This window comes from Acidovorax sp. GW835-FHT14B10 (assembly GCF_058793725.1).
The window spans coordinates 45743-60230 of record NZ_JBXAGC010000021.1; the positions used below are offsets into that span (position 1 = coordinate 45743).

A 14488-nucleotide genomic window follows, 5' to 3' on the forward strand; every position below is an offset into this window, starting at 1 on the left:
GGAAGTCATGCAGTTTCTATGCCAGCACAGGGGCGAATGGGTGGCGTTTCATGCGGCCTTCTCCACATGCCCCTGGCGCGTGTACAGAAAGTCGATCACCGCCTTGCGGTAGTTCACGTAGCGCGCATCCTCGGCCAGCTCCACGCGCGAGCGCGGGCGCGGCAGATCGACCGCCAGCACCTCGCCAATGGTGGCGGCCGGTCCGTTGGTCATCATCACGATCTTGTCGGACAGCAGCACGGCCTCGTCCACGTCGTGGGTCACCATCACCACCGTGCTGTGCGTGCGCGCCACGATCTCCAGCAGCTCGTCCTGCAGCTTGGCGCGGGTGAGCGCGTCGAGCGCACCGAAGGGCTCGTCCATCAGCAGTACCTGGGGTTCCATCGACAGCGCCCGGGCGATGCCCACGCGCTGCTTCATGCCGCCCGAGATCTCGCCGGGGCGCTTCTGGCCCGCGTGCGTCAGGCCCACCAGGGCCAGTGCGGCGTCGGTGCGCGCCTTCAGTTGCGCCTTGCCTTCGCGGGCGCCGAACACACGCTCCACGGCCAGGTACACGTTGTCGAAGCAGGTGAGCCAGGGCAGCAGCGAGTGGTTCTGGAACACCACGGCGCGCTCGGGCCCGGGGCCCTTGATCTCCTTGTTGGCGCACAGCAGCGCGCCGTGGGTGGGCGTGGTCAGCCCGGCGATCAGGTTCAGCAGCGTGGACTTGCCGCAGCCCGAGTGCCCGATGAGCGCCACGAACTCGCCCTTGGCGATGGTCAGGTTGATATCGCGCAGTGCCGGGAACAGGCCCTTGGCTGTCTTGAACGTCTGCTCGACGCCCTGGACCTCGATGAACTTGGTGGTGAGAGATGTATGCATGAGGTTCTCCTGGTTTTTCCGAGGCCACCGTGGAACCGGCTTTGCCGGGCCACTGGTGGCGCCCCCTGGAGGGGGTGACGCGCCGCAGGGGTGGGTCAAGTCCTCACCTCTTCGAACGTGAAGGCCGTGGCCAGCTTGACCAGGGCGTATTCGAGCAGCAGCCCGACGATGCCGATCACGAAGATGGCGATGATGATGTTCTTGACGTTGAGGTTGTTCCACTCGTCCCACACCCAGAAGCCGATGCCCACGCCGCCCGTCAGCATCTCGGCCGCCACGATCACCAGCCACGCCGTGCCCACGGCCAGGCGCACGCCGGTCAGCATGTAGGGCAGCACCGAGGGGAACAGGATCTTGGTGAGCACCTTCCACTCGCTCAGGTTCAGCACGCGGGCCACGTTCAGATAATCCTGCGGCACGCGCTGCACGCCCACGGCGGTGTTGATGACCATGGGCCAGATCGAGCAGATGAAGATGGTCCAGATCGCGGCCGGGTTGGCGCCCTTGAACACCAGCAGCCCGATGGGCAGCCAGGCCAGCGGCGACACCGGCCGCAGCAGGCTGATGAGCGGGTTGAACATGCGCGCCAGGAAGGCAAAGCGCCCGATGGCGAAGCCTGCCGGAATACCCACCAGCGCCGCCAGCCCAAAGCCCACGGCCACGCGCTGCAGCGAGGCCAGCACGTTCCAGCCCACGCCCTGGTCGTTGGGGCCGTTGCGGTAAAAGGGGTTGCTGAACACTTCCAGCGCCTGCAGCCAGGTCTCGTGCGGCGTGGGAATGCTGCCGCCCGTGCTGGCCGACACCAGGGCCCACAGCCCCACCAGCAGCCCCAGGCCGAGCGCGGGCGGCAGCACCGCGAGCCAGAAGGCCCGCGAGAGCGCGGCCCCGTCGCGCGCGGAACGGGCTGGCGTGGACGAATGGGTCGGTTTGGATGCTTTTACGGCTGAAGTGCTTGCGGCTTGAGCGTTGTTTGCTATGTTTGCGATAGCGGTTGACGGTGTTGCTGGTGCGTGCTCCAGCGGCGAGTGGAAGACTGCGCTGACCATGGTGATCTCCTGCGTGCTTGGCGTGCGGGGGGATGGGGCCGGGCGTCAGGCCTTGATCTTGAAACCATCGGCGTACTTGGTGGGGTCCTTGCCGTCCCACACCACGCCGTCGATGAGTTTGCTGGTGCGCAGCGCGTCCTTGGGCACGTTGACCTTCAGGGCGCCGGCGACCGACCGGTACAGCTCCACCTGGTTCACCTGCCTGGCCACGGCCAGGTAGTCGGGGTGGCTCTTGAGCAGGCCCCAGCGCTTGTGTTGCGTGAGGAACCACATGCCGTCCGACAGGTAGGGGAAGTTCACCGCGCCGTCGTTGAAGAACTTCATGTGGTTGGGGTCGTCCCAGGTCTTGCCCTGGCCGCCACCCACGCCGTTGCTGTAGCGCCCCAGGATGCGCTGGTTGATGGCATCCACGCTGGTGTTCACATAGGCCTTGCCGGCAATGGTTTCGGCCATCTTCATCTTGTTCGACAGGCTCGCGTCGATCCACTGGCTGGCCTCCAGCACCGCCATCATCACGGCGCGCGTGGTGTTGGGGTGCTTCTTCATGAACTCGGCCGTGGTGCCCAGCACCTTCTCGGGGTGGTCGCGCCAGATGTCCTGCGTGGTGTTGGCCGTGATGCCGATGCCGTCCATGATGGCGCGGTGGTTCCAGGGCTCGCCCACGCAGAAGCCGTCCATGTTGCCCACGCGCATGTTGGCCACCATCTGCGGCGGCGGCACGGTAATCAGCTTGGCGCCCGACAGCGGGTTGATGTCCGCCGCTGCCAGCCAGTAGTGCATCCACATCGCGTGCGTGCCCGTGGGGAAGGTGCCCGCGAAGGTGTATTCGCGCTTCTCCCTGGCCATCAGCGCCGCGAGCGAGGGGCCGTCCACCGCGCCCTTGTCGGCCAGTGCCTTCGACAGCGTGATCGCCTGGCCGTTGTGGTTGAGGGACATGAGCACCGCCATGTCCTTCTTCGGGCCCGCCGTGCCCAGGTGCACGCCGTACACCAGGCCGTAGAGCACATGGGCAAAGTCCAGCTCGCCGTTCACCAGCTTGTCGCGCACGCCGGCCCAGCTGGCTTCCTTGGTGGGAATGATGGTCACGCCGTATTTCTTGTCGAAACCCAGCACCGAGGCCATCACCACGCTGGCGCAGTCGGTCAGCGGGATGAAGCCGATCTTCACTTCCTTCTTCTCGGGCGCGTCCGAGCCCTGGGCATGCACCAGCGCGCGCAGCGCGGGGCTTACGCCCACGGCGCCCACGGTGGCGGCCTGCAGTACGGTGCGGCGGTTGAGGCGAGTTTTGAGCAGATCGGTCATGGGGCTTCCCTGGTGGCGTGACAAACAAAAAAGGCGTCCTCACACCGCGCCTGGCTGCGTCATGCAGTTGTGCGCGGGTGGGGACGCCTTTGTCCGGTTTCTGGCCGCATCCGCCCGCCGTTGGGCAGAATCGCCATTGCAGACCTGTGAGGGTCTTGCCTAATGCATTGCAAGCCCTGTGCCAGCTGGTGGAAGTGATTTTTGCTATTGAATGATGAGCGTACTGCGAAGTATTTACCGGCACTGCAGGCCTTTCTTTCTGAAAGAGACCGGGGGAGGCAGTGCACCGGTGTTGTGCTGCGCACCATCAGGGCGCGGGGAGCTGAGGGCTGAAAACGGCCACGATCTGCCGTTCGTGACTGATCGGTTTCTGGCGCAGCTCTATGCACTCAATCCACAGTCCCAGTTCGCGGCGTGAACGTAGGCCAGCGGTTGTAGCCGACTTCAGGATCGTTGGCCCGCAGCGTCTGGATGAAGTGAACCTCAAACATCGCCGAAAGGCTGGCAAGGCCGTCGCCCGCGTCCATGCGTTCTTACTCGTGATGTGCATCATGGCCGTCGATGCGCAGGGCCACTTTGCCGAATTGCGCACCAGACTCCAGCTGGTTGAGTGCAGCGTGGATATCGTCCAGCGCATAAGTGCTGTCGATCAGCGGGCGCAGGCTGGTGCGATCCACGAAGCCGAGCATGTCGTGGAACTCCCCATAGCTTCCCAGGCTGGAGCCGAAGATCTGTAACTGGCGCACGAAGAGGCGGCGCAGGTCGGCACCGGGTTGATCTCCTGTGGTGGCGCCGCAGGTGACGAGTCGGCCGCCGCGCACCAGCGATTTCATGGCCGATGGCCAGGTGGCCGCACCCGTGTTCTCGAACACCACGTCCACTCCCCGACCGCCTGTAAGGGCCATGGCCTGTTTCGCGACATCCTGGGTCTGGCTGTTGATTCCGTGATCGGCCCCTATCGCAAGGGCGCGTTCGAGCTTGGCGTCGTCGCGCGAGGTCACGAACACACGCGCGCCGATGGCCCTGGCCAGCTGCAGGGCGGCCAACGAGACGCCGCCGCCGATACCGAAGACCAGCACCGTTTCCCAGGGCTGCAGGCGCGCCTTGGAAAACAGCATGCGCCAGGCCGTGAGGTGGTTGACACCGAGGGCGGCCGCCTCGGCAAAAGTCAGGTGGGCGGGCTTGGGAAACACCTGTGTCGCCGGCACCTGAATCCATTGGGCGAACGTGCCATCGCGGTGCTCGCCCAGGAACTGGATGCGCGTGCACAGGGCGCTGTCGCCGTGCAGGCAGAACTCGCAACGGCCGCAGGCCACGCCGGGGTGAATGACCACCTCCTGGCCCGGGCGCAGCAGCGGATCGCTGGCGTCGCAGGCGTCCACCACACCGGCCGCGTCGAGGCCCAGGATCTGCGGCAGGCGGTGCGTGATGCCGGCGCCACTGTTGCGCATGTACAGATCTACCTGGTTGAGGGTGGCGGCCTGCACGCGCACGCGCACCTCGCCGGGTGCGCGCTCTGGGAGGTGGTGTTCACGCACCTCGACCACTTCGTTGCCGCCATGGCCGGAAATGAATGCTGCTTTCATGGTCTGGTTTGTCCTCGTGAAGTACCGTTCAAGATCAAAGCGCCGTCCCGCCCGGGCCGCCAAGGTCCAGCGCCTTGGCGTACGTGGCGAAGAAGTCCAGGCTGTGGGGGTTCTGCATGGCGTCCGGGCTGGCCACCTGGGACAGGCGGGCGCCCAGCAGCAGTTTGCGCACCGGCACTTCCATCTTCTTGCCGCTCAGCGTGCGCGGAATCTCGCCCACCTGGACCACCGCATCGGGCACATGGCGGCCCGATGCCTTGGTGCGGATCTGTTGCCGGATGCGCTCGGTCAGGGAGGCGTCCAAGGCCACGCCCGGCTGCAACACGACGAACAAGGGCATGAAGGAGGGGCGCCCCAGGTACTCCAGGTCCACGACCAGGCTGTCAAGCACCTCGGGGAGTTCCTCCACCACCCGGTAGATTTCCGCCGTGCCGATGCGGATGCCGTAGCGGTTGATGGTGCTGTCGGAGCGGCCATAGATCACCGAGCTGCCATAGGGCGTGAAACGAATCCAGTCGCCGTGGCGCCATACCCCGGGGTATATCTCGAAGTAGCTCTCGCGGTAGCGCCGTCCGTCGGGATCGTTCCAGAAGTACAGCGGCATCGACGGCATCGGCTGGGTGATCACCAGTTCGCCCACCTCGTCGATCACCGCCTGACCCTGTTCGTTGAAGGCGTAGGCGGCCACCCCCAGCTCCGCGCACTGGATCTCTCCGGCATGCACCGGCAGGGTGGGCGCGCAGGCGACAAAGCAGGCGGCGATGTCCGTGCCGCCGCTGACCGACGCCAGCCAGACGTCGGGCTTGACGTCGCGGTACACCCATTCAAACGCATCCACGGGCAGGGGTGAGCCCGTGGAGAGGATGGTGCGCAGCTTCCTCAGCGGCGCGTAATCCCGGGGGCGCAGCCCGTCCTTCCTGTGCGCGATGAGGACGGCCGCCCCCGTGCCGAACACGGCGACTTCCTGCTCGTCGATGAACCGCCAGAGGGTGTCGCCACAGGGCCAGGAGGGATGGCCGTCGTACAGTACGATGGAGGCGCCTGTGACCAGGGCGCCCACCAGCAGGTTCCACACGGCCCAGCCCGTGCTGCCCAGGAACAGCAGTCGGTCGCCGGGCCGCAGGTCGTTGTGCAGTGCCATTTCCTTCAGGTGCGTGAGCAGGATGCCGCCATGGCCGTGCACCATCGCCTTGGGCAGCCCCGTGGTGCCCGAGGAATAGAGGATCCACAGCGGGTGGCCGAAAGGCAGGCGCTCGTAGCGGGGTGAGGCATCCCGGGCCACGGTCGCGTGCCAGCCCGTGCGTTGGCGCCAATCGACCGCGCGCTCCTGCGCCAGCGGCCCATCCACCTGCACGACATGCTCGACACTGGGCAACTCGGCCAGCAATTGCGCGACTTCCCGGGCCCGGTCGTGCGGCTTGCCGTTGTAGCGGTAGCTGTCCACGGCGAACAGTACCTTGGGCTCGATCTGGCGCAGGCGGTCCAGCACGACAGGCGCCCCCATGTCGGGTGCGCAGCTGGACCATACGGCGCCGATGCTGGCGCAGGCCAGAAATGCGATCACCGTTTCGGGGCGGTTGGGCATGTAGCTCGCCACGCGGTCGCCCGGCCCCACGCCCCAGCCGCGCAACGTGGCCGCCAGCGCTGCGGTGGCGCGCTCCAGCTCGGCCCAGGCAATGTGCTGCAGCGGCACATCCTCGCTGCGTGCGATCACGGCCGGTTGCTGGGACGTGGCATGGCGGAACACATGCTCGGCAAAATTCACCCGGGCCTTGGGAAACCACTCGGCGCCTGGCATGCTGCGCTGGCCCAGCGCGGGCTCGCGTTCGCCATCGGCCTGGATGTCGAAATAGCTCCAGATCGACTGCCAGAAGTCATCCAGGTGCTCGATCGACCAGCGCCACAGCCCGGCGTAATCGTGGGTGGTAACGCCTTGTTCCCGCGCCAGCCAGTCCTGGTATTGCACCAGGCGGCTGGACTGCAGTTGCTCGGGGCCGGGAGTCCAGAGGATGTCGGAGGTAGAGGGGGTCATGGTACTGGGCAGGGCAAGCTGAAAATCAGGGGGCGCTCAGCGCTGCGGCGGCGACCACCGCGGTGCCGGTGAGTTTGGTCTCGCCCGCCTGGTTGCGTGCGGTCAATGCCAGAGTCAGGCAGGGTTCACCGTGCTCGATGCAGTGGCCGGTTGCGCGGGCCTGGCAATGCACCTCGTCACCGATGTGGGTGATGGCTTCAAAACGTACGCTGAAGCGCCGCAGCGCCGCAGGCTCCGCCCAGCGGGTGAGCACACGCGCCAGGTATGCGGCCGACAGCATGCCGTGCGCGAAGACATCGGGCATGCCGGCCTGGCGGGCATAGTCCATGTCGATGTGCAGCGGGTTGTAGTCCCCCGATGCACCGGCATACAGACCCAGCTGGTGTCGGGTGATGGGGCCCGCCGCCACGCGGGGCAGGCCGTCCTCCGCAGCGGGAGCGGTGGCGCGTGGGGCGGGGTGCCCGCTTTCGGGCTGCGGCGGGCGGACGATCATCACGCTGCGCAGATCGGCCACGGGTGTGCCATCGCTGGCCTCGACACGGGTCTCCCAGACCATGAAGCCCAGGGTGCCGTCTTTTTTTTCATAGAGATCGGCAATGCGCGGCTTGAAGTGCAGCGTTTCCCCCGCAAAAGCCAGGCGGTGGTAGACGAAGTGCTGTTCCCCGTGCAACACATGCGCATAGTTGACCTGAAGGCGCTCGTACACCTCCATCGGCCGGGGGCCTGCCATTTCCAGGCAGAACAGGAAGGTGGGCGGCAGCGGCAGCGAAGGGTAGCCACGGGCCTGTGCCACGGCCTCGTCCCGGAACAACGGGTTTTCCTCCCCGGTCACCTGGGCGAACAAGCGCAGACGGTCGCATTCCACCCGGGCGCTGAATGGCGTGAGGTCTGTGCCCTTGAGCGAGATGTCCAGCATGGCGCCCCTTACTGCGCGGTCCAGCCGCCGTCCATGGCCCAGGTCACGCCACGCACATTGGCCGCAGCGGGAGAGCAGAAGAACAGGGCCAGTTGCCCGATGTCCTGCGTCGTCGTGAACTGCATGGACGGCTCCTTTTCACCCAGGCACAGGCGGGTGGCCTCCTGCTCGTCAACGCCCATCGCCTGTGCCCTGTCCACGCCCCCGAACCGGTCGCTGGCGAAGCGCATCAGATCGGCGATATCCGAGGGCCTGGTCAGATCGGCCGGATGGTGTTCAACCCGGCCGCCCAGTGCCGCCACTTCCTGCATGGCGGCCTGCACGTCGCCAAAGCCGTTCATCACCAGGTTGGCGCCCTGTTGGGCCAGGGCCTTGGCGATACCCAGGCCGATGCCGCTGGTGGAGCCCGTCACAAGGGCGGTCTTGTTGTTGGGGTTCATGGTGTTGGTACAAGATGGCCACCACCTGGCGGCGGTGCGGCACATGGAGCGCCCAACGGCGCCACTGCTGCCACCACCCGCCGCGCAGGCGCGGGAGTTACTTCCACAGCGCGCAGCGCGACTCCGCCTTGGTGGTGAAGACCTCTTCGCCCGGCATGGTGGCGATCCGCTTCACATAGTCCCAGGGCATGGTCGATTCGGCGGGCGCCTTGACCTGCATGAGGTACATGTTGTGCACATAGCGGCCATCGGGGCGCACATGGCCCTGGGCGTAGAAGTCCTTGAGCGGGGTCTTCTTGAACCAATCCATGACCTTGTCGGCATCCGTGGTCTTGAGGGCCTGCACTGCCTTGAGCCATTGCATGGTGGCCGAGTAGTTGGCCGCCTGGATGTCGGTGGGCATGCGCTTGGCCTTCTCGAAGAAGCGGCGGCCGAACTGGCGGCTCTCATCGTCCAGGCTCCAGTCCCAGCTGGTGGTGAACAGCAGGCCCTCGGCGTTCTTCAGGCCCATGCTGTGCACGTCCACCAGGAACAGCATCAGGCTGGCGACCTTCATGCTCTTGCCGATGCTGAACTCGCGCGAGGCCTTGAGTGCGTTGATCATGTCGCTGCCACCGTTGGCGATGCCCAGGATCTGCGCCTTGGAGCTCTGCGCCTGCACCAGGAAGGACGAGAAATCCGCGGCACCCAGCGGGTGCTTGACGCCACCTATGACCTGGCCGTTGTGGGCCTTGATCACGCTCGTCGCGTCGCGCTGCAGGGCTTCGCCGAAAGCGTAGTCGGCGGCAAGAAAGAACCAGTTCTTGTAGCCCTGCTTGAGCAGGGCGCCCGCCGTGCCCTTGGCCAAGGCCGTGGTGTCCCAGGCGTAGTGGATGGTGTAGGGCGAGCACTGCTCGTTGGTCAGCGCCGAGGTTCCGGGGCCGTTGGCGATGAACACGCGCTTCTTTTCCTGCGCGAGCTTGGCCATGGCCAGGGCGGCGGCCGAGTTGGTGCCACCCACGAGCATGCTGATGTTCTGGGTGTCCATCCACTCACGCGCCTTGGAGGCGGCGATGTCGGCCTTGTTCTGGTGGTCGGCGCTGAGGAGTTCGATGGGCAGGCCGTTGACCTTGCCGCCGAAGTCGTCGATGGCCATCTGGATGGCCATGGCGCCGTTCTTGCCGTCCAGGTCGGCGTAGGCGCTGGACATGTCGGTCAGAAAGCCGATGCGAATCTTGTCCTGTGCCTGGGCGGGCAGGCTCATCAGGCCAGCCAGGCCGAGCGCGATGGCGAGATGGCGGGAATGCAGGGGCATACTTGTCTCCTTCTTGGGTTGGTGGGTTGGTGGGGGGGAGTGCCGTCACTTCCTTGGAAAACGAGGCGGAGCACGTGTCTGCGCAGCGCCGCCCCGAGGCACGGGCTTAGAAGGCGTGGCGCAGTCCGACCATCAGGCCGGTCTGGTTCTGGCCCGCGACGGGCGCCAGCGCGGTGTTGCTCACGCCCACCGAGGGCGAGAAGCGCGCGCTGCCGTCGTTGCGCAGGGCGCCCACCGTGGCGTAGGCGGCCGTGCGCTTGGAGAAGGCATGGGTGCCGCGCAGCGCCAGCATCTTGCTGCCGTCGTCGCTGTCCTTGTAATCGACCACGCGCCGCAGGCCATAGATCAGCGCCAGTCCCGAGCGCATCACGATGAGCAGGGCGCCGTACACCAATCGGTTGAAAAGATTGATCGTCAACATGTTCTTGTCTCCTGGTGCGGGTGCTCGGATCCACGTTGTGGCCACCGGCTACCCGTTTGTTGCTATGTTTTTAATAGCTTATAGTGTTTAAATTCATTGGCCTGGATGGAGAAAGCGCTTGGCAAACTATCGGGGCACCTCAGCGGTGCTGGAAGTCCGGCTTGCGCTTATCCAGGAAGGCGTGCATGCCCTCATGCGCATCGCTGCTCGCGAAGCGGCCGTACAGCGCGCGGCGCTCGAACAAGATGCCCTCGGTCAGCGGGCTTTCCCAGGCACGGTTCACCGATTCCTTGATGGCCGCCAGCGCGGGCAGCGAGAACGACGCGATCTGCGCCGCCAGCGCCAGGCTGCGCTCCAGGAGTTCTGCGTCGGGAACGACGCGCGAAACCAGGCCGTAGCGGTCGGCCTCCTGGGCGTCGAGCATGCGCGCCGACAGGCACATGTCCATGGCCTTGGCCTTGCCGATGGCGCGCGGCAGGCGTTGCGTGCCGCCGGCGCCGGGCAGCATGGCGAGCTTGATCTCGGGCAGGGCAAAGCGCGCCGACTCGGCCGCCACGACGATGTCGCAGGCCAGCGCCAGCTCGCAGCCGCCGCCCATGGCGTAGCCCGCCACGGCGGCGATCACGGGTTTGCGGACGGCGCGGATGGTTTCCCAGTTGCGCGTGATGAAGTTGCCCTGGGTGACGTCCATGTACGTCCAGTCGGCCATGGCCTCGATGTCCGCCCCGGCGGCAAAGGCCTTGTCGCTGCCCGTGATGACGATGGCGCCGATGCCGGGGTCGGCATCGAAGGCCAGGAGGGCCGCGCCCAGTTCGTCCATCAGTGTGTCGTTCAGGGCGTTGAGCTGCTGGGGCCGGTGCAGGGTGATCAGGCCTGTGCGGCCGTGCGTTTCCACGCGGATGGGGTGGTCGTCCGTCATGCGGTGTCTCCGGTGGGGCGGATCAGCCCTGGGCGCGCATCAGCTCGCGCAGCTTGAACTTCTGGATCTTTCCGGACGGCGTGGACGGCATGGTGTCGGTGACTTCCAGCCGCTCGGGGATGTACTGCAGGGCCACCTTCTGGTCTTTGAGGTACTCCACCATGGTGGGCAGGTCGAAGGTCTGGCCCGGCTTGGGCACCACCACGGCGCAGGCGCGCTCGCCCAGGCGCTCGTCGGGGTAGGCCACGATGGCAGCCATGGCCACGGCGGGGTGGCGGTAGAGCAGCGACTCGATCTCCACCACCGGGATGTTCTCGCCGCCGCGGATGATCACGTCCTTGCTGCGGCCGGTGATGCGGATGTAGCCTCGCGCGTCTATGCGTGCCAGGTCGCCGGTGTCGAACCAGTCTTCGGCATCGGTCCCGTTGAGGTGCGCGCGGTGCAGATATCCGCCGAAGTTGGAGCACGAGCGCAGCATCAGCCGGCCGGTCTCGCCCACGGGCAGGTCATTGCCATCGACATCGACCACCTTGACCTCCACGCCGGGCAGCGGGCAGCCGTCGGTGGAGAAGGAGCGCTCGTCCTCGTCGTCGAGCTGGGTCAACGTGACGGCGCCGTTCTCCGTCATGCCCCAGGCGGACACGATCTTGGCTCCCAGCGCGACGCGGGCCTGCTCCACCAGCGGACCGGGGATGGGCGCGCCGGCGCACAGGAAGGTGCGCAGCGTGGACACGCCCTGGCCCGTCTCGGTGACGGTCTTGGCCAGGTCGGTGAGGAACGGGGTGGAGGCCATGGTGAAGGTCACGCCTTTCTTCTGGATCAGTTCGATCGCCTTCCTGGGCTCCCAGATGTCCTGCAGCACCACGCTGGCCTTGAGCATGACGGGCATGATCAGCCCGTACATGAAGCCGGTCTGGTGCGCCATGGGCGAGGCCATGAGGATGATGTCCTCGGCGTCCAGGTGCAGGCGCTGGGCGTAGGGGATGATGTTGGCCATCACCGTGTTGGCCGAGTGCATCACGCCTTTGGGCTCGCCAGTGGTGCCCGAGGTGTAGATGAGCTGCGTGATGTCGTCCGGGCCCGGGCGGTGGCGCGTCAGGATGTCCTGCGCGTCGGGCGCTTTTTCCCATTCCGGGCCGCTCAGCAGCGCTTCGAAGCTGTTGGCGCCGGTGCCGTCCACCGCCACCAGGTGCTGCAGGTGCGGCAGGCTGGGTCGCAGGTCGGTGACCATCTTTTCGAAATCGAAGCCGCGGAAGGTCTTGGGTGCGATCATGACCTTGGCTTCGCCGTGCTTCAGCATGAACGACAGCTCGCGCTCGCGGAAGATGTGCATCAGCGGGTTCATCACCGCGCCGATGCGGGAGCAGGCCAGGTAGGTCAGCGTGAACTGCCACCAGTTGGGCAGTTGGCAGGCCACGATGTCGTTCTTGCCCACGCCCAGCCGCGTGAGGCCTACGGCGATGCGGTCGGTCATGCGTGCCAGCTCGCCGTAGGTGAAGCGCCGGAATTCTCCCGTTTCCACGCGCAACGCCGTCAGCGCAAGCTTGTCGGGGCAGGTGGCGGCGCAGGCGTCCAGGTCATCGTTGATGGTGCGGTCGTGCCAGAGGCCCCGGGTGATCATGCGCTCGCGGCGCGGGGGCAGCAGTACGGCGTCGAATTGCATGGTTTGTCTCCTTGATTTTGTGTGGGCAGCTTCAGGCGGGTACGTTCTTGCGTCCCGCCCGCGTCCGGGCGATGATGGTTTTCATGATCTGGGCCGTGCCGTCGCCGATCTGGAAGCCCAGCACATCGCGCAGGCGCTGTTCCATCAGGCCACGGTCGTAGCCGCCGTGGCCAAAGCACAGCAGGCACTGGTGGATCACGTCGTAGGCCAGTTTCGGGCCCCACCACTTGGCCATGCCGGCCTCGGCGGTGTGCGGCAGGCCCTGGTCCTTGAGCCAAAGGCCCTGCAGGCACAACAGGCGCGCGCCTTCGACCTCGGTGTCGTATTGCGCCAGCGGATGCGTCACGCCCTGGAAGGCCGACAGGGGCTGGCCAAACGCCTGGCGCTCGGTGATGTAGCGCCAGGCCTCTTCCAGTGCCACGCGCGCCACGGCCAGGCATTGCAGGCCGATGAGCGAGCGCGAAAAATCAAAGCCGTGCATCACCTGCACGAAGCCCTTGTTCTCGTCGCCCAGACGGTGGCTGACGGGCACGCGCACGTTCTCGAAGAAGATGGAGCCGCGGCCAATGGCGCGCTGGCCGTGGCAGTCGAAGCGGTTGGTGGTGATGCCGGGCATGTCCATCGGCACCAGCAGGGCCGTGACGCCATGCGCGCCGGATTCGGGCGTTCCGGTGCGGCCGAAGACCACGGCGATGTCGGCCTGATCGGCCGCCGAGATGGAGGTCTTCTCGCCGTTGATGAGGTATTCGTCGCCCACGCGCTCGATGCGCAGACGCAGGTTGGCCGCGTCCGAGCCGCCGCGTGGCTCGGTCAGCGCGATGGCGCAGATGGCCTGCCCCTGGATGAGCTTTTGCAGCCAGGGCTTGACCACTTCGGGCTGGCCGTACTTGGACAGGATCTGCGCGTTCAGCGAAGCCAGCAGGTTCAGGTACGAGAAGCTCAGGTCAGCGCGCGCGATCTCTTCGTGGATCACGCCGGCCGCCAGGCAGCCCATGCCCAGACCGCCAAACTGCTCGGGCAGTTCGGGCACGATGAAGCCGAGCTCGCCCATCTCGCGCAGCAACGCGCGGTCCAGCACGCGGGTGCGGTCACGCTCCTGGAAGCCGGGGGCGACCTTTTCCTGCGCGAAGCGGCGCACCGTCTCGGCGAGCGCCTGCAGGTCTTCGTTGATGTACGGGTTCGGGTTCATCGCCATGTCTTCCGTTGTTACTTGGCGTACTTTCGGAACTCGGGCTTGCGCTTGTCCTTGAGCGCGTTCACACCCTCGCGCGATTCCTCGGTGTCGTAGAACAGCTTGAGTGCGTACATTCCCAGGCCCGCAATGCCGGCCTGGTGTGCCGTGTCCATGTTGAAGCTGCGCTTGGCGATGGCGATGGCCGTGGGGCTGCGCTCACAGATGGTCTCGGCCCATTCCTGCACGGTGGCGTCGAGCTGCTCGTGCGGCACGCAGATGTTGGCCAGGCCCATGGCCACGGCCTCCTGGCCCGAGTAGCGCTTGTTCAGGTACCAGATCTCGCGCGCCTTCTTCTCGCCCACCACGCGGGCCAGGAAGGCCGTGCCGTAGCCCGGATCCACCGAGCCCATCTTGGGACCCACCTGGCCGAAGACGGCCTTGTCGGAGCAGATGGTCAGGTCGCAGATGGTGCACAGCACATTGCCGCCGCCGATGGCAAAGCCCTGCACGCGCGCGATCACGGGCTTGGGCACGTCGCGGATGGCGGTGTGCAGCTCCTCCATGGGCAGGCCGATGGTGCCGCGCCCGTCGTAGTTGCCGTCGTGCGCCGACTGGTCGCCGCCGGTGCAAAACGCCCGGTCGCCGGCGCCGGCCAGCACGATGGCGCCCACGCTCTTGTCATAGCCGGCCTTGTTCAAGGCCTTGATGATCTCGTCGCAGGTGGTGCCGCGGAAGGCGTTCATCTTCTCGGGCCGGTTGATCGTGATCCAGGCCACGCCGTTCTTCACTTCGTACAGGATGTCTTCGAATTGCATGATGTGCTCCTTGGAAAAA

14 protein-coding genes are annotated in these 14488 nt (G+C 66.2%); all 14 read right to left on the bottom strand.

Annotated features, from left to right (window positions below):
* Positions 1–48: 48 nt before the first annotated feature.
* On the bottom strand, positions 49–861 hold the full coding sequence (locus AC1Q5S_RS15860; RefSeq protein ID WP_422205843.1) for an ABC transporter ATP-binding protein: 813 nt from the start codon (positions 859–861) through the stop codon (positions 49–51).
* 95 nt (positions 862–956) lie between these two features.
* Positions 957–1907, bottom strand: a complete 951-nt coding sequence (ntrB, locus tag AC1Q5S_RS15865) for a nitrate ABC transporter permease (RefSeq protein ID WP_422205841.1) — start codon at positions 1905–1907, stop codon at positions 957–959.
* 45 nt (positions 1908–1952) lie between these two features.
* Complete coding sequence (locus AC1Q5S_RS15870; RefSeq protein WP_422205839.1) at positions 1953–3209, bottom strand: CmpA/NrtA family ABC transporter substrate-binding protein; 1257 nt, start codon at positions 3207–3209, stop codon at positions 1953–1955.
* A gap of 389 nt (positions 3210–3598) precedes the next feature.
* A complete protein-coding gene (locus AC1Q5S_RS15875; protein ID WP_422205837.1) occupies positions 3599–3736 on the bottom strand; it encodes a hypothetical protein in 138 nt (45 codons plus the stop codon).
* Between the two features lie 6 nt (positions 3737–3742).
* Positions 3743–4795 (bottom strand): zinc-binding dehydrogenase, encoded by a 1053-nt coding sequence (locus tag AC1Q5S_RS15880; protein WP_422205836.1) that lies wholly within the window; start codon positions 4793–4795, stop codon positions 3743–3745.
* 34 nt (positions 4796–4829) lie between these two features.
* Positions 4830–6827 carry an acetoacetate--CoA ligase gene (locus AC1Q5S_RS15885; protein ID WP_422205834.1) on the bottom strand — a complete coding sequence of 666 codons (1998 nt, stop codon included), beginning with the start codon at positions 6825–6827 and terminating at the stop codon, positions 4830–4832.
* A 25-nt stretch (positions 6828–6852) separates the two neighbouring features.
* Entirely contained in the window at positions 6853–7743 is an 891-nt protein-coding gene (locus AC1Q5S_RS15890; RefSeq protein ID WP_348682752.1) for an FAS1-like dehydratase domain-containing protein, read from the bottom strand.
* Positions 7744–7751: 8 nt separating this feature from the next.
* Complete coding sequence (locus AC1Q5S_RS15895; RefSeq protein ID WP_348682753.1) at positions 7752–8183, bottom strand: SDR family oxidoreductase; 432 nt, start codon at positions 8181–8183, stop codon at positions 7752–7754.
* Positions 8184–8280: 97 nt separating this feature from the next.
* Entirely contained in the window at positions 8281–9477 is a 1197-nt protein-coding gene (locus AC1Q5S_RS15900; RefSeq protein ID WP_422205831.1) for an ABC transporter substrate-binding protein, read from the bottom strand.
* Positions 9478–9583: 106 nt separating this feature from the next.
* The gene (locus AC1Q5S_RS15905; RefSeq protein ID WP_348682399.1) at positions 9584–9898 is read right to left on the bottom strand and encodes a hypothetical protein; all 315 of its coding nucleotides are present in this window, start codon (positions 9896–9898) and stop codon (positions 9584–9586) included.
* A 139-nt stretch (positions 9899–10037) separates the two neighbouring features.
* Positions 10038–10817, bottom strand: a complete 780-nt coding sequence (locus AC1Q5S_RS15910) for an enoyl-CoA hydratase (RefSeq protein ID WP_348682400.1) — start codon at positions 10815–10817, stop codon at positions 10038–10040.
* A gap of 22 nt (positions 10818–10839) precedes the next feature.
* Positions 10840–12480: a cyclohexanecarboxylate-CoA ligase gene (aliA, locus tag AC1Q5S_RS15915; RefSeq protein ID WP_348682401.1), complete on the bottom strand. Its 1641-nt coding sequence runs from the start codon at positions 12478–12480 to the stop codon at positions 10840–10842.
* Positions 12481–12511: 31 nt separating this feature from the next.
* Entirely contained in the window at positions 12512–13669 is a 1158-nt protein-coding gene (gene aliB, locus AC1Q5S_RS15920; protein WP_422205828.1) for a cyclohexanecarboxyl-CoA dehydrogenase, read from the bottom strand.
* A gap of 17 nt (positions 13670–13686) precedes the next feature.
* On the bottom strand, positions 13687–14469 hold the full coding sequence (gene badI, locus AC1Q5S_RS15925; protein ID WP_348682403.1) for a 2-ketocyclohexanecarboxyl-CoA hydrolase: 783 nt from the start codon (positions 14467–14469) through the stop codon (positions 13687–13689).
* Positions 14470–14488 lie beyond the last annotated feature (19 nt).